Source organism: Amycolatopsis sp. NPDC104819 (assembly GCF_055583145.1).
Genome location: NZ_JBVJON010000006.1, coordinates 29,669 through 42,989 on the forward strand (window position 1 = coordinate 29,669; position 13,321 = coordinate 42,989).

Annotated in this window: 15 protein-coding genes; 5 read left to right on the forward strand and 10 right to left on the reverse strand. The window is 73.0% G+C overall.

Translation table 11 applies throughout. The features are described from left to right. Positions 1 to 8: 8 nt before the first annotated feature. Entirely contained in the window at positions 9 to 614 is a 606-nt protein-coding gene (locus ACZ63E_RS19505) for a DUF3159 domain-containing protein (RefSeq protein WP_465337524.1), read from the reverse strand. A gap of 63 nt (positions 615 to 677) precedes the next feature. Between ACZ63E_RS19505 and ACZ63E_RS19510 the strand changes: the two genes are divergently transcribed. Together ACZ63E_RS19510 and ACZ63E_RS19515 are read left to right on the forward strand one after the other, a co-directional pair. Then, the gene (locus ACZ63E_RS19510; protein ID WP_465337525.1) at positions 678 to 1,139 is read left to right on the forward strand and encodes a MarR family winged helix-turn-helix transcriptional regulator; all 462 of its coding nucleotides are present in this window, start codon (positions 678 to 680) and stop codon (positions 1,137 to 1,139) included. Between the two features lie 21 nt (positions 1,140 to 1,160). Then, positions 1,161 to 2,342 carry an FAD-dependent oxidoreductase gene (locus ACZ63E_RS19515; protein WP_465337526.1) on the forward strand — a complete coding sequence of 394 codons (1,182 nt, stop codon included), beginning with the start codon at positions 1,161 to 1,163 and terminating at the stop codon, positions 2,340 to 2,342. A 20-nt stretch (positions 2,343 to 2,362) separates the two neighbouring features. On the opposite strand, the gene ACZ63E_RS19520 is transcribed toward ACZ63E_RS19515, so the two are convergent. Then, a complete protein-coding gene (locus ACZ63E_RS19520) occupies positions 2,363 to 2,833 on the reverse strand; it encodes a MarR family winged helix-turn-helix transcriptional regulator (RefSeq protein WP_465337528.1) in 471 nt (156 codons plus the stop codon). 39 nt (positions 2,834 to 2,872) lie between these two features. Continuing rightward, a complete protein-coding gene (locus ACZ63E_RS19525) occupies positions 2,873 to 3,877 on the reverse strand; it encodes an Lrp/AsnC family transcriptional regulator (RefSeq protein WP_465337529.1) in 1,005 nt (334 codons plus the stop codon). A 121-nt stretch (positions 3,878 to 3,998) separates the two neighbouring features. On the opposite strand from ACZ63E_RS19525, the gene ACZ63E_RS19530 reads away from it, so the two are divergent. Together ACZ63E_RS19530 and ACZ63E_RS19535 are read left to right on the forward strand one after the other, a co-directional pair. Then, the gene (locus tag ACZ63E_RS19530; protein WP_465337530.1) at positions 3,999 to 4,835 is read left to right on the forward strand and encodes an NAD(P)H-binding protein; all 837 of its coding nucleotides are present in this window, start codon (positions 3,999 to 4,001) and stop codon (positions 4,833 to 4,835) included. A gap of 23 nt (positions 4,836 to 4,858) precedes the next feature. Further along, positions 4,859 to 5,290, forward strand: coding sequence for a DUF6640 family protein (locus ACZ63E_RS19535; protein ID WP_465337532.1), 432 nt, complete (start codon positions 4,859 to 4,861; stop codon positions 5,288 to 5,290). A 127-nt stretch (positions 5,291 to 5,417) separates the two neighbouring features. Here ACZ63E_RS19535 and ACZ63E_RS19540 read toward each other — a convergent pair whose 3' ends face one another. Genes ACZ63E_RS19540 through ACZ63E_RS19550 form a run of 3 tightly spaced genes read right to left on the reverse strand, consistent with a single transcriptional unit; the run spans position 5,418 to position 8,497 of the window. Beyond that, positions 5,418 to 7,175: an arabinofuranosyltransferase AftB family protein gene (locus tag ACZ63E_RS19540; protein ID WP_465337533.1), complete on the reverse strand. Its 1,758-nt coding sequence runs from the start codon at positions 7,173 to 7,175 to the stop codon at positions 5,418 to 5,420. A 33-nt stretch (positions 7,176 to 7,208) separates the two neighbouring features. Then, entirely contained in the window at positions 7,209 to 8,162 is a 954-nt protein-coding gene (locus tag ACZ63E_RS19545) for a hypothetical protein (RefSeq protein WP_465337534.1), read from the reverse strand. After that, positions 8,159 to 8,497: a PadR family transcriptional regulator gene (locus ACZ63E_RS19550; protein ID WP_465337535.1), complete on the reverse strand. Its 339-nt coding sequence runs from the start codon at positions 8,495 to 8,497 to the stop codon at positions 8,159 to 8,161. The genes ACZ63E_RS19545 and ACZ63E_RS19550 overlap by 4 nt, the downstream gene beginning before the upstream one ends. 335 nt (positions 8,498 to 8,832) lie before the next feature. Here ACZ63E_RS19550 and ACZ63E_RS19555 point away from each other — a divergent pair, with 335 nt between their 5' ends. Beyond that, positions 8,833 to 9,270, forward strand: coding sequence for a hypothetical protein (locus ACZ63E_RS19555; RefSeq protein ID WP_465337536.1), 438 nt, complete (start codon positions 8,833 to 8,835; stop codon positions 9,268 to 9,270). On the opposite strand, the gene ACZ63E_RS19560 is transcribed toward ACZ63E_RS19555, so the two are convergent. From ACZ63E_RS19560 to ACZ63E_RS19575, 4 genes are read right to left on the reverse strand one after another with little or no spacing between them, the layout of a single operon-like run. Further along, positions 9,255 to 10,292, reverse strand: a complete 1,038-nt coding sequence (locus ACZ63E_RS19560; RefSeq protein WP_465337537.1) for an MSMEG_0565 family glycosyltransferase — start codon at positions 10,290 to 10,292, stop codon at positions 9,255 to 9,257. The two genes, ACZ63E_RS19555 and ACZ63E_RS19560, sit on opposite strands and share 16 nt — an antisense overlap. After that, on the reverse strand, positions 10,292 to 11,122 hold the full coding sequence (locus ACZ63E_RS19565) for a carbon-nitrogen hydrolase family protein (protein WP_465311359.1): 831 nt from the start codon (positions 11,120 to 11,122) through the stop codon (positions 10,292 to 10,294). Before ACZ63E_RS19565 ends, ACZ63E_RS19560 begins: the two co-directional genes overlap by 1 nt. Next, on the reverse strand, positions 11,123 to 11,953 hold the full coding sequence (locus ACZ63E_RS19570; RefSeq protein WP_465337538.1) for a carbon-nitrogen hydrolase family protein: 831 nt from the start codon (positions 11,951 to 11,953) through the stop codon (positions 11,123 to 11,125). Continuing rightward, positions 11,950 to 13,320, reverse strand: coding sequence for an MSMEG_0567/sll0787 family protein (locus ACZ63E_RS19575; protein WP_465337539.1), 1,371 nt, complete (start codon positions 13,318 to 13,320; stop codon positions 11,950 to 11,952). Before ACZ63E_RS19575 ends, ACZ63E_RS19570 begins: the two co-directional genes overlap by 4 nt. Between the last annotated feature and the right edge of the window lies 1 nt (position 13,321).

Here is a 13,321-nt window from a genome sequence, read left to right on the forward strand (position 1 = left end):
CGCAACGGTCAGGAGCGGCGGCGGACGCAAGCGATCGTCACCGCCACGATGACGGCGAACACCGGGCCGGTCGCGATGTGCACCACCCCCAGGACCAGGGGCTGGTTGCCGCGGTAGTAGACCACCTGGAGCGCGCCGTTGACGACGTTGACCGCCGCGCAGGTGAGCGTCGAAACCGTATGGATCCGCCGCAGCCGGGGCACCGAGCGCCAGTTAGCGGGGCCGCCGGCCACCCGGTTGAGGAGGAGCCCGGTCAGCGGACGTCCGATGAGGACGGTCGTCACGCAGACGGCGATGACCGCGAACGGGATGAGCGCCGGGATGAGGAAGAACCCGCGCGCCTCACCGGTGACGGCGGCCACCACCGCGCACGCCGCGACCAGCAACAGGCCCAGCGCGGCCTGGCGCACCGGCTGACGCCGGCCCAGCCGCCAGCCGAACGCGGCGATCGCGGTCACCGCGGCGGCCACCAGGCCCGCGGTGAGGTCACCGGCGGCGTTGGCGGCCACGAAGGCCACCGTCGGCGCGGCGGTCACCGCGATGCCTTCCCAGCGGTTCTTCCGCGGCGAGGCCGCGTGTTCGGGCGGGGCGAGGACTTCCTGGTTCGTGTTCACACCGGAAACGTCTCACATGAAACGTTCTTGCGCAAGGTTGTATCGACTGATACGTTCTCGGTCATGACGATGCGGCTGGAGACAGCGAGAGCGACGGACCGGCCGGGCGACGAGTCCCCGTTCGCCCTCGGCCTGCTGCTGCGGCGCGCCCACGACCGCGTCGCGGCGGAGCTGCTGGCCGTCCTGCGGCCGCTGGGGCTGGAGTTCCGGCACTTCATCGTGCTCGTCGCGCTCCACACCGGCGGGCCGATGAGCCAGCAGGCGCTCGTCGGCGCCGTCGGCAGCGACAAGGCCACGATGGTCCGCGTCGTCGACGACCTCGAACGTGCCGGGCTCGTCACCCGCGATCCGCGGCCCGGCGACCGCCGCGTGCACACGATCACCCCGACCTCCGCCGGGACGGCCGTGTTCGACACCGCCCACCGGAACGCCGAGCCCGTCGCCGCGCGCCTGGGCGAAGGCCTCGGCGACGTCCGGCTCCTGCTGCACCTGCTGACTCAGCTCGCCTTTCCCGGCGAAGCCTGACACTGACAAGGGAGAACCTTCATGCGAGTCGTCATCGCCGGCGCCGGGCTCGGCGGCCTGTGCCTGGCTCACGGGCTGCGCCGGGCCGGCGTGGACGTCGTCGTCCTCGAACGCCACCCGTCCCCGCACGCCCGGCCCGCCAGCTACGGCATCCACCTCAACGCCGACGGCCTGCGCGCCCTGCACGCGTGCCTGCCCGAGGAGAACTGGGCGCGGCTGGTCGAGACGTCCACGCCCGCGCCGGACATCGTCCGCTTCCACGACCAGGACCTGCGGGTGCTCGCCGAACGCGACCACACCGGCACCCCGGCCAACACCGATCCCGTCACGCGCCGGCGGGCGGTGAGCCGCGACGCGCTGCGTGACGCCCTGCTCCTCGGCTGCGACGAGCTCATCCGATGGGGCACCGCCTTCGAGCGTTTCGAATACCTCGGCGACGGCGTCCGCGTGCACAGCGCCGACGGCCACTCGATCGACGCGGACCTGCTCGTCGGCGCCGACGGCGCGAACTCCCGCGTCCGCGAGCAGCGGCTGCCCGATCTCCGGCGTCAGGACCTCGGCATCGTCAACGTCGCCGGTCGCGTCCGGCTCACCCCCGAGCTCGCGAGCGCGCTACCGGCGACGCTCGTCGACGGCGCCGTCAACAACGTCGTGCCCGCCCGGCCCGGCTGGCTGTTCCTGTCTACATGGGACACCGGCGCCGAGGCACGGTACCTGGTGTGGGCGTGGGCCGCGGACCGCTCGACCTACCCGGACGACCTCGGCGCCACCGACCTGCTCGACCTGGTCCGTGACCGGACCGCCGCCTGGGCGTCCCCGCTCCGGCGGATCATCGCCGAGACCGATCCCGCGACCGTCGCGGCGATCCGGCTCAAGACGATGCCGCAGCTCCCGGACTGGGCGCCGACGGCCGTCACCCTGCTCGGCGACGCGATCCACACCATGACTCCGATGGCCGGGATCGGTGCCAACACGGCCCTGCGGGACGCCGACACGCTGTGCCGCCACCTGGCCGGCGACGGCGGCGTGCCGGGCTACGAAGCCGAAATGCGGGGCTACGCCAACGCGGCGCTGGCGCTGTCCACCCGCAACGCCCGCGGCGCGGCGACGACCTCCCGCCTGCCGCGGCACGCCTTCCGGACGGTCCTGCGCCTCGCCGAAGCCCTGCCGCCGGTCAAACAGCGCATGTTCCCGGTCCCCTGAGGAGGTGCTGCCCGACCGGCTTAAGCCTCGCCGCCGGGCGGATAGGTGAACCTGGTCAGCAGGTCCATCAGCTTCGCCGGTTCACCGGCGCGCAGGTGCGAAACCAGCTCTTCGGCCGGGGCGAGCGCGTCGTCGTGCGCGGCGTCGAAGACCTTCAGGCCGGCCGGCGTGATCTCGACCTCGCGCACCCGCCGGTCCCCCGGCACGGCGTTGCGGACCGCGAACCCCTTCGCCTCGAGGTCATCGACGACCCGCATGACCCCGGCCTTGTCCGAACCGGTCGCCTCGACCAGGTCCCGCTGCATCGTCGGCCCGCGGTCCACGAGGATGAGCAGCACGGCGAAGTGCCGCAGCTCCAGCCCGTGCGGCCGCATCGCGGCGGCCATCGCCCCGGCGGCGCGGGCGTGCGCCCGGCGCAGCAGCAACCCCAACGCGAACGGGGACGCGTCTCCCGGGCGGTCGGTGGCGCGGGTCCTGGGCTTGGCGGTCATGCGAGCACCCTACCCCCAGGGGCGTCGAGTGATACGGTTTCATTCGACACGGAACAGGGATGTCGCCGCCAGGAGCCGGCCGCTGGCGACCAGGGAACCCGCCTGCTTCACCGGCCGCACCCGGACACTGACCTCGTAGCCGTCGATCGCCCGGATCTTCGCGATGCGGGTCGTCAGGTAGCGGTAGAGCGCCTCGGGGTCCCGGCAGGCCACCACCGCCATCAGGTTGTCCGGCCCGCTGACCGCGAGCGTCACGGCGACCTCGTCGTGCCGTGCCAGCTCTTCGCCGACCTCTTCCAGGTGCCGTGGGGCGACCCGGATCCAGATGGTCGCGTGGGAGTGGTAGCCGAGCCGCTCGGGCAGCAGGTCGACGTCGTAGTAGAGCGCGCCGGACGTCTCCAGCGCGGCCAGCCGACGCGCCACCCGCGCCTTGGTCGAACCGGTCTCGCGGGCGAGCCGGGCGTGGGTCGCGCGGCCGTCCGACGCCAGCACGGCCAGCAGCCCGGCGTCCTCGGCGGAAGGTTCGACGGGCGGTCCGGCGACCGGGGGCAGCTCGTCCCGGAGCTCCCGTTCCTGGGCGGGACTCAGCCGGCCGTCGTACCCGGTCCAGTCCGACGCGCCGCGCGGCCCGAACCGGTGCAGCAGCAGGTCGATGCGCACGCCCAGCACGGAAACGGACTTCGGCAGCTGCCGCAGCAGCACGTCGTTGCCGTCCGAACCGCTGCCGGCACGCAGCAGGCACATGACCTCCGCGCCGCCCGAGGTGATGTGGGCGAACGAAACCTCCGGACGCCGGGCGAGCGCGTCGGCGACGGTGTCGACCCGGTCGGGCCGGCAGCGGATCCGCGCCACCCACTCGTCGTGCCGGCCCGCGGCGGGCGCGCTCCGCCCCAGCACCCGCAGCACTCCCTCGCTGCGGAGCGCCGCGTACCGGCGGGCGACCGTCTGCTCGGACACCCCGATCAGCTGCCCGATCCGCCGGAACGGCGCCCGGGGAGAGCATTGCAACGCGTGGAGGATTTGCAGGTCAACTGCGTCGAACATGCCGGAAGTGTCGCACGAAGGCCGATCAAACAGCATTAAGTGACGTCTTCCGGGTACTGAATGGTCCCGCATCGCGCCGGTCGGACATGCTCGGAGAAGAAGCCGAACAAGGAGGAAAACCGTGACGACGCTGGTGATCGGGGCCCGGGGCGGAGTCGGCCGCCATGTCCTGGCCGGGCTGACGGCCGCGGGCGAGGCCGTGCGCGCCTCGGTGCGCGACCCGGCGAAAGCCGGGCTGCCGCCGGACGTTCCGGTGGTCGCCGCCGACCTCGAGGCCCCGGAAACGCTGAAGGCCGCGTTGGCCGGCGTGCGCCGGGTGTTCCTGTACGCCACCGCGACGGGTACCGAGACCTTCGCCCGGGCGGCGCGTGACGCCTGGGTCGAGCACGTCGTGCTCATGTCCTCGGGCAGCGTGCTGCTCCCGGGTACCCGCGGGAACGTGATCACCGAGCACCACCGGGAGGTGGAGCGGATCCTCGCGGACTCCGGCGTGCCGTGGACGCCGGTCCGGCCTCTGGTGCTGGCGAACAACGCGCTCAACTGGGCGCACTCCGTTCGCGCGGAGGGAGTGGTCCGGCTGCTCCACCCGGAAGCCGCGACCGCGCCGATCCACGAACGCGACATCGCGGCCGTCGCGGTCGCGGCGCTGCGCGATCCCGGAAAGGAAGGCGTCTCGGAGCTGCTGACCGGCGGCGAGCTGCTGTCCCAACGACGTCAGGTCGAACTGCTCGCCGACGCCACCGGGCGGCCCATCCGGGTCGAAGAACTCTCGGTTTCCCAGGCACAGCAGCACTTCGAGCGGTTCGAAACACCCGAGGTCGCACAATCGATCATCGACTTCATCACCGGCTCGGCCGCCGGCGAGTCCCCGGCCACCACCACCGCCCGACGGGTGCTGGGCCGCGAACCGCTGCCGTTCGCCCGGTGGGCGGCCGAGCACGCGGCTTCGTTCGCCTGATTCCCTTGACGGAGGAAAAGACCATGGACGTCAGTGTCGGCAAGGTCCTGCTCACGCTCAGCTCGGTCTGGTCGGCGTGCGGGTCGTACCGCTTCGACTGGAACGAAACCCACATCCACAACCCGGATTGGCCGCCCCACGCGAAGTTCCACAATGCACAGACGATGAGCACGGGCGCCGTCCTGGGCGCCACGGCGACGTACCTGCTGTGGGGCCGGCGCGGCGCCTGGACGAAGGAACGCCTGCAGGTCACCACGGCGGCCGCGTCGGTCTACTGGGTGACGCAGCTTTCCGCCACGCTGTACCCGGGCACGGCGCTGTTCGACCGGGCCCGGCCGGGCACCGGACGCACGGCGCTGCCGCGGTGGCGCGGTCCCCAGACGGTCGTGGCCGGCACCGCGTTGCTGGTCAACGCGCTGTCCTATGCCCTTGAACGCCGCCGGCTCGGCTCGTGACGGCCCGGCGCGTATGGCAGGTCTCCGAGCAGCTCACCGGCACCGCCTTCGGCACCACCTGACCGGCGCCGTGCCCGCCCCGTGGGATGCGGCGAACGAGGCCACCGGTTTCCCTTGCCGGCACGGTTCACGACCGTCCGCAGAACTTTCGCTCCGCTTCGAAGGGATCCGGCGGGACGGTGACCCCGGTCCGGTGCCACGCGCCGGTCAGGTTGGTCCAGAACCGGGCGAACGTCAGCGGTTCCCGCGTCGACCGCTGGATCTCCGCGAGGTCACCGCAGGCGAGTGCGTGCCGGGCGGCCGCCACCTGCTCCGGCGTGACCTCCCCTTGGACGGCGAAGTTGCCCGCGGGTGAGACCGGTGCCTCCGGCTCCGCGTAGTCCGCGAGGAGCCAGGCGTTGCCCAGCGGTTTCGCATGCCCGGGCTTGCCGTCCGGGAAGGCGAACCGGGCGCCGATCGGGTTGCTCAGCCCCCAGAAGTCGACGATCCCGACGTCGACGGGCGCCAGGACGCCGACCGTGCCGAGGTACACGCCGACCACCGCCGCCCGGCCCGGCGCGTCCGCGCGCAACGGGGCCGTGACGATCTCGCCGCGCGGTCCCTGGTAGACCAGCACCCGGCCGCCGGAGTCCACCGCGTCCCGCAGGTTCCGCTGTCCCGGCGTGAAGTCCGCCGACTCCGTCGGGTGCTCGCGGCCGGTCCACGCCTGGTAGTAGGCGCGCTCGTCGTCGATCGAGTGCACCGCCGCCGGCGCCTCCCGGTAGCGGGCCGCCCCGGCGCACAGCGGCGCCCACACCGCGACGACCAGCGCGAGCACGCCCGTGGTCCGCGACCGCGGGAGCACCAGTACCGGCAGCAGCACGAGGAACAGCGACGGCAGCAGCATGCGCGCGTGCATGTAGTCGCCGCCGACCTTCAGCACGTACCCCAGCAGCAGCAGGCCCGCCGCCACCGGGGTCAGCGTCACCAGCAGGCCGGTCCGGTCCGCGCGCGACCGCCGCAGGAGCCACGCGAGCCCCACCGTCACCGGCACCAGCGGGATCCACAGCAGGTACGGGCCGGCGAAGTCGGTGACGTAGGCGAACCCGGCGGCCCACCTCGACGCGTCGGCGTTCTTCGTGATCGCGGGCATCGGGACGAGGACGCCGTAGTAGCCCACGCGGAAGATCTCGTAGCCCAGCGGCAGCGCGGCCGCCGCCGAGGCCGCCGCGAGCGTCACCCGGGGTCCCGGTCGCACCAGCAGCCACAGCGCGATCAGGAAGACCGCGGCGACCAGCGCCTGTTCCGGCCGGACGAGCGGGCCGAGCCCGATGACCGCCGCCGCGCCGGCGGTCGCCCGGGCCGACGTGGTTCCCCGCAGCCGCACCAGAAGCCACCAGCACGCCGCCATCCAGAAGGTGTTGAGCCCGGTCTCCAGGCCCGAAGTCGCGTACTGCCAGACCGGGTTCACCGCGAGCAGGACGAGCACGCCGGCGGGCAGCAGCCAGGTTCCGGGCCGGTCGTGCAGCCGCCGGGTCGCGGCCACCGCGAGAGCGAAGCCGGCCGCCGTCAGCGTCAGCCCGAGCACCCAGGAGATCGCCGACGTGTCGGTGTGCCCGGAGACGAAACCCGCGAGGGCGAGCAGCCATTGCCAGAGCGCACTCGTGGACGGTTCCGCGCGTTCTCCCGCGGAATAGACCGGGCCGTTCCCGGCCAGGATCTGCTCGACGATCCGGGTGAAGATCAGCGCGTCGTCGCAGATCCAGCGAGTCAGGTAGCCCAGCACCGCGATGAGCACCGCGGCGGCCGGTGCGAGCAGGCCGTTCCAGCGGGTTCTCGCCCGCGACGACGGCGCGTCGAGCGAGGGCAAAAGGGCGCGCGAGGGCGCGACGGGAATGGTGTCCATGAGAAAGAAAACCCTTTTCTTGACGGAGAAGAATCAGCGAGGCGCGACGGTGCGGCGGTAGTCGAGGATTCCGGCGACGGTCAGGGCCGCCACCACCAGCGCGGCCAGGCCGATCTGGACGACCACGAGCACGTCGAAAACGACGATCCCGCGCTTCACCACCAGCAGCTGCGCCACGGCCAGCGCGATGCACAGGGCCAGCGCCACCGCCCACGGCGCGGCGCGGCGCCCGATGCGGCGCCGCAGCAGCAGGAATCCGGCACCCGCGATCGTGCACAGCCAGACGAGCGGCGACAGCCCGGCGAGGCCGCTGAGGTCGCTCGCGAAGACGTACCCGGCCGTCACGGCGAAGACCAGGCTTCCGCCGACGGCCCACCACCACGGCCGCGCGGACGGCAGCGGGGCGGCGGCGTGGAAGGCCAGTGGCAGCAGCACCAGCGGAAGCCACTGCGGGGCGTAGTGCACGACCAGGTCCGGGAAGAGGTCGAGGGAGTACCTGGTCACCCCCCAGAGCGCCCCGGCGGCCAGCACCGCCCCCGCGGCGACCCGCGCCGCGCGGCGCCAGCCGTCCACCAGCAGCACGAGCGGGACCAGGGCCGCCGCCAGCAGGACGAGGTCCCTGACCAGCGCGGACCTCAGTGCGGTGTAGACGAACGGAGGCAGGTCTCCGCCCCGCCACGCGATCATCATCCAGAGTTTGTCGCCGGCGTGGGACGCGGATCTGAGCACGCCCCAGAGCAGGCCGAGCAGCACACCCATCCGCGCCAGGTCGCCGAGCGCGAGCGTGCGGGCGGGTGCCGCCCGGCCCGCGAGCCGCGTGTGCACACCCAGCGCCAGCAGGGCCCACAGTTCGGTCCGCAGTGCCGCCCGGGCGCGCGCACCGTGCAGGTCGAGCAGGATGCCGACGATCTCGTCGCCGCGTTCGGCGCGGTACCACGCCGGGAGCACCCGGACCAGCGCGCGGTAGTGCGTCCCGGGGTCGCTCACGCGCGCACCTCCGCCGCGCCGGGCCACTGGCCGCGGGCCCGCAGCACGGTGCTCGCGATGTCGACGTTCGCGGCCAGCCGCCGGGTCTGCTCGGCCAGTGCCGTGCTGCCCGCGCCGGTCAGCCGGTAGTAGCGCCGGAGCCTGCCCTGGTGGACCTCTTCCCGGTCGTGCTCGGCCCAGCCGTCGGCGACCAGCCGGTCCAGCACGCCGTAGAGGGTGCCGACCCGCAGCCGCACCCGTCCTTGGGACAGCTCTTCCACCCGCTGGACGACCCCGTAGCCGTGCCGCGGCTCGTCCGCGAGCGCGATCAGCACCAGGAACGTCTGCTCGGACATGCTTCGCTCCGCGATGGTCCACATATATCAGAAGACGATATATAGCGGGCGACGTTGCTTCGATCTTCGGAAATTTCCGACGGTGGGCACGGGCGCTTCGGCGAGGTCATACTGGAGATCGCCGGAACCGGGGGCAGGGTCCCGGCAAAGTCGGGCGAGCGTGACCGGCGAGCCGCTGCGATGTCATGAATGACTCATTCACCTCGTCAGAGGTCATGAATGAGTCATTCATGACCTTCTCAGGCCGCTACCGCGACCTCCGGTGTGGTGTACCTGGCCGTCCGCGCTGCGAGCCGACCGGCGAATCCGACTTGGCCGGAACCCTGGGGAGACGGATGCGAGCAGTGATCCTCATGATCGTGCCGACCGCCGTGGCATCGGCGGGCACGGCCACCCTCGCCGACTGGGGCCACCAGGTGTGCGCTGTGCACCTCGCGCTGACTCAGCGGTACCTCCACCACGCGGTCGCCGCCGGGCAGGCGCTGGAGGTGGACTACTCCCCCGTGGTGAAGAACCTGACCGGTGCCCGCGACGGCGCGGACCGGCTCCCACGCACCGGCGTGCCCGCCGCGGACGACATCAGCACCGCCTTGCGCACCTCGCTCGACACGCTGGTCCCGCAGGCCCTCGGCAAGCTCCACGGCACGCAGCGCTTCGGTCACGATCCGCTGGACGACGTCGAAGCGATAGTGGACGAAGGCCGCGTTCACGGCCGCCCACTGCCGGGACCTGCTCGACGGCTGATCACGCGAACCAGTCACAACGCGCGGTAGAAGTCTCGATGCGCCTCGGCCGCCGCAACCCACGTGAAGCGGCGGGCCAGCGCGCGCCCGGGCGCGGGGTCGGTGTCGTCGAGGGCGGCTCGCAGCTCCCGGGCGAAGCCGGGCGGGTCGGCCGCGAACCGGGCGGCGCCGCCGAAGACCTCGCGCAGCACGGGCAGGTCGCGGGTCACCACCGGCACCCCGGCGGCCAGGGCCTCCATCGCGGCCAGCCCGAAGCCCTCCTTGGCCGAGGGGAAGGCGAACACCGCCGCCGAAGCCATCAGCGACGGCAACTCGTCGTGGGCGACCGGGCCCAGCACGACCGGCGCGACGCCCAGCTCGGCCGCGCGTTTCTCCCAGCGCGTCCGGTAGTCGCGGTAGTCGAACAGCGTCTCGCCCCCCGCGATCAGCAGGCGGAGATCCGGCTCGGCCAGCAGCGCGTACGCCTCCAGCAGGTCCAGCGACCCCTTGCGCGGCTCGATGCCGCCCACCGCCAGCACGTACCGCCCGCGTTCCGGTGACCGGGCCGCGGTGGCGAAGCGGTCGTAGTCGACGCCGTTGGGGATCACCGTCGCCTCGATGCCCCAGCCGTCGCGGACCTCCGCCGCGACCGAGGCCGAAACGCAGACGTGCGCGTACGGCCGGACGATGGCGCGTTCGTGGCAGGCCGCCAGCTCCAGGGTCGTGAACGTGTCGAGGTGGTGGATCGTCCGGACGCACGCGTCGACGGCGTTGGCGCTGATGCAGTCCTGCGCGTGGACGACGTCGTAGTCGGCCGGGGTGAACGCGGACCGCAGCACCGCGATCGAGCGCAGGATCCGCGCGCCGACGGACTCGCCCGCGACGTCCGGGAACGGGACGATCGCCAGCCGCACCCGCGGGTCGACCGGCCGGAAGAACCCGGCGTCGCCGCCGCGGCCGAGCGTCCACACGGTGACGTCTTCGCCGAGCTCCGCCAGCGCCTCGGCCAGCGCGAGCGTGTGCACCACTCCCCCGCGCGGCTTGGTGGAGTAGCTCAGCAGGGCGATGCGCATCAAGCCTCCCGGTACACCGACGGTTTGCGTTCCCCCAGGTGGTGCAGCACGCGCCGGGCGTTCGCGATCTCCTGGCCGACGTCCAGTTCGGCGACCGCGATGCCGGCCTTGGACCAGGTGCGGGCGAGGATGTCACCGCCGGGCCCGACCACCTTGGCCTGGCCGAGGAACCGCATCCCGCCCATCGCGCCGGTCTGGTTGGACGAGACGAGCACCACCTGGTTCTCCGCCGCGCGCGCCTGGTCGTAGAGGTCGAACAGGCGCGACTGGCGGTCCTGTGCCATCCGCGGCGCGCGGTTGGTGATGCTGGTCGGCCACGCGCTGAGGCAGGCGAGCACCTCCGCGCCGTCGACCGCCAGCGTGCGCGCCGACTCGGGGAACGTCTTGTCGTAGTCGATCAGCATGCCCAGCCGCCCGACCGGGGTGTCGAACGCGGCGAAGGCGTCACCCGGCTCGTAGGCGACGCTCTCCCCCGGCGGCTGGTGCACCTTGCGGTGCCGGCCGAGCACACCGTCGCCGGTGACGCAGACCGCGGAGTTGTAGCGACGCGGCCCGTCCGCCTCGCAGTAGCCCACGCAGACGACCATCTCCGCGGCGAGCGCGGCGATCGTCTTCAGCTCCGCGCAGCCGGGGTCGAGTGCCGGGGGCAGGGCGTCCGGGTCCGGGTGGCGCAGGTCGGCGAGGTACCCGCCGAGGGCCGCGTCCGGCAGCACCAGCAGCGCGGCGCCCGACGAGCGCGCGTGGTCGATCAGCGTCGCGATGCGCTGCAGGTCGAAGTCGAGGTCGCGGCCGAAGTGCGCGGCCACGGCGGCGATGCGGATCTGCCCCATTCACGGGACACTAACCGGGTAGGCGTCGGGCCGTCTGTCCGCCAGGTGCCCCATCGACCGCCGCGCGGTCGCGAGCGCCGCCTGGACGTCGAGCTCGGCGACGGCCAGTCCTTCCGTGACGCCGGTGTCGGCGACGATCTCGCCGCCGGGGTCGACGACCTTGGCGCTCGCGACGAACCGGAGGTCACCGAAGGCGCCGGACTGGTTGGCCGAGAGCCAGACGATCTGGTTCTCCAGCGCCCGCGCCCGGTCGAAGAGGTCGAACCGCCGCTTCCAGCGGTCCTGCGCCAGGTCGGGAGCCGCGTTGGTCCGGCTGCCCGGCCACGCGCTCAGGCAGACGACGATCTCGGCGCCGTCGAGGGCCAGTGCCCGCGCCGACTCGGGGAAGGCCTTGTCGTAGCAGATCATCATGCCGAGGCGCCCGACCGGCGTGTCGAAGGCGGCGAACCCGCGCCCGGCCCCGTAGCTGGCGTTTTCGGCCAGCGGCTGGTGGACCTTGCGGTGGTTGCCGAGGACACCGTCGCCGGTGACGCAGACCGCGGAGTTGTAGCGGCGGCCACCGGCGAGTTCGCAGTACCCCGCCGTGAGGACGAGGTCACCGGCCAGGGCCGCCAGCCGCTTGATCTCCGGGCCGTCCACAGCCAGCGCGGGCGGGCCCTCGGCACCGCCGTCGAGGTTGGCGAGGTAACCGCCGAGCGCCGCCTCGGGCAGGGCCAGCAGCCGCACACCCTCGGCCCTCGCCTCGCCGACGAGCTTCTCGATGCGCGCGAAGTCGCCTTCGAGGTCGCGGTCGAACGGCGCAGCGGCCGCGGCCATCCTGAGTGTGGTCATGAGTTCCCCAATCCGGTGACGCCGCCGTCGATGGCGGGCGTCCGTTCGCCGTCGGGCCAGCGCAGCGTGACGCCGGCGCCCGCGACCAGCTCGCCGCAGTCCGCGGTCACCGCCGGGCCTGCGGGTGCGGGCGCTCCGGCGGTGAGCATCGCGAACCCCGGGAAGGAGGTCAGCCAGTCCCCTGTGGACGCTTCGCGCGGCCGTGGCACTTTGTCGACGTCCAAGACCGCGCCGCAGCCGGACGCCTCGGCGAGCATGCCGAGAGTGCCCGCGATCCCGGCCATCGAGACGTCCTTGGCCGCGCTCGGTCTCGCTTTCGCGACCGAACCGAGCAGTTCACGCAGCTCGGGGGTGCGGCGGAAGCTCGTCGAGTCCCATTGGCGTCCGGTGTAGCCGGGCCGCCAGCCGCCGCCGAGGTCGGCGGTGAGCCAGACGCGCTCACCCGGCTGGCCACCGCCGCCGGGCACCGGGTCTTCGGTGCGTCCCAACGCCGTCACCGACAGGGATGCCGGGACGCCGAACTGCGTGTGGCCGCCGAGTACCGGGACGCCGTAGGCCTCGCTCGCCTTCCGCAGTCCACTGAGGACTCGGGCGGCGAAGGACGCGTCCCGCGCGCCCAGTGCGTCGAGCAGGCCGGTCGGGGTGGCGCCCATCGCGGCCAGGTCGTTGAGGTTGACCAGGACCGAGCACCAGCCCGCCCATTCGGGGTCGCGCTCGACCATGGACGGGATGATCGCGTCGCAGGCCGCGACGACGTCGGTGCCGGGTAGCGGGACGCCGTCGTCGCCGACAAAGCCGGGCACGCCGGTCATGCCGCGCAGCAGCGGGCCGAGCGCGGCCTTGGTCGAGCGGGCCAGTGCGGCGATCCGGCCGATCGGCCACCGCATGAGCACGTGGTCGTGTCCGGCGACGGTCACCGGCCGGACGCGCTGCCAGCCGAGCCGGGTGAACAGCTTTTCGGTGCGGGTCTGCACGGTCGCTTCGAACCGCAGCGCGCCTTCGGCCTCGGCTCGTGCGCAGGCCGCGCGGACCAGGGCCGAGCCGATCCCGGGTGGCGAGCCGGGCGCGACGACCAACCGTCCGCCCTTCCACCAGCCGAGGTCCGGGCCGTCGGTCGCCGGGCCGAGGCGAACGCCGCCGAGCACTTCGCCTGCCGTGTCCCTGGCTACCAGGACCAGGGTGCGCGGGTCGGTGTCGTGGTCGTCGAGATCGTGCCCGGCGAAGAGTCCTTGCCGGGCCACAAAAGCTTCATGGCGCAAGGTGCGATAGGCGGTCAGTCCACTGTGGTCGGCTTCGCCGATGCCGAACGCCGGGCGCGCCGCGACGCTGCGGACGTCACCCAGCAACGCGAGGATGTCGTGGTCCACG

Coding starts and splice junctions, on each gene's coding strand:
- ACZ63E_RS19510 (WP_465337525.1), top strand. CDS start 678: ATGACGATGCGGCTGGAGACAGCGAGAGCGACGGACCGGCCGGGCGAC.
- ACZ63E_RS19515 (WP_465337526.1), top strand. CDS start 1,161: ATGCGAGTCGTCATCGCCGGCGCCGGGCTCGGCGGCCTGTGCCTGGCT.
- ACZ63E_RS19520 (WP_465337528.1), bottom strand. CDS start 2,833: ATGACCGCCAAGCCCAGGACCCGCGCCACCGACCGCCCGGGAGACGCG.
- ACZ63E_RS19525 (WP_465337529.1), bottom strand. CDS start 3,877: ATGTTCGACGCAGTTGACCTGCAAATCCTCCACGCGTTGCAATGCTCT.
- ACZ63E_RS19535 (WP_465337532.1), top strand. CDS start 4,859: ATGGACGTCAGTGTCGGCAAGGTCCTGCTCACGCTCAGCTCGGTCTGG.
- ACZ63E_RS19540 (WP_465337533.1), bottom strand. CDS start 7,175: ATGGACACCATTCCCGTCGCGCCCTCGCGCGCCCTTTTGCCCTCGCTC.
- ACZ63E_RS19550 (WP_465337535.1), bottom strand. CDS start 8,497: ATGTCCGAGCAGACGTTCCTGGTGCTGATCGCGCTCGCGGACGAGCCG.
- ACZ63E_RS19555 (WP_465337536.1), top strand. CDS start 8,833: ATGCGAGCAGTGATCCTCATGATCGTGCCGACCGCCGTGGCATCGGCG.
- ACZ63E_RS19560 (WP_465337537.1), bottom strand. CDS start 10,292: ATGCGCATCGCCCTGCTGAGCTACTCCACCAAGCCGCGCGGGGGAGTG.
- ACZ63E_RS19565 (WP_465311359.1), bottom strand. CDS start 11,122: ATGGGGCAGATCCGCATCGCCGCCGTGGCCGCGCACTTCGGCCGCGAC.
- ACZ63E_RS19570 (WP_465337538.1), bottom strand. CDS start 11,953: ATGACCACACTCAGGATGGCCGCGGCCGCTGCGCCGTTCGACCGCGAC.